Source organism: Ulvibacter sp. 2210JD10-4, assembly GCF_058148525.1.
In genome coordinates this window covers 1-258 of sequence record NZ_JBYVJZ010000055.1, presented here as the reverse complement: position 1 = coordinate 258, position 258 = coordinate 1, and the positions used below count along the sequence as shown (strand labels likewise).

The window sequence follows — 258 nt, the reverse complement described above, 5'->3', positions numbered from 1 at the left end:
TAATTAACGAAAGTAATAACCTAGCTGAATTAGAGCTATACTATCTCGTTCCCATGATGTTAGTTATTGTTCATGCAGTTTATTTGATCCGTGCTAAATTATTTAACAGAATAAGTGGTAACGATTTAACAACCTTTGAAGAAGAACTAATGGAAAAAAAATCTACCTGGCAGCAGATCAAAGACCTGTTTCGTTAATAGTTACTTTCCAAAATTCAGAATTAAATACGTAACTTGGTGCTACCAACCTTAATATCCT

At 32.2% G+C, this 258-nt stretch carries 1 pseudogene; it reads left to right on the top strand.

What is annotated here, in order from left to right:
• A pseudogene (locus tag ACY2RT_RS15450) lies at nucleotides 1–197 on the top strand (hypothetical protein); the annotation flags it as partial.
• Nucleotides 198–258: the final 61 nt, after the last annotated feature.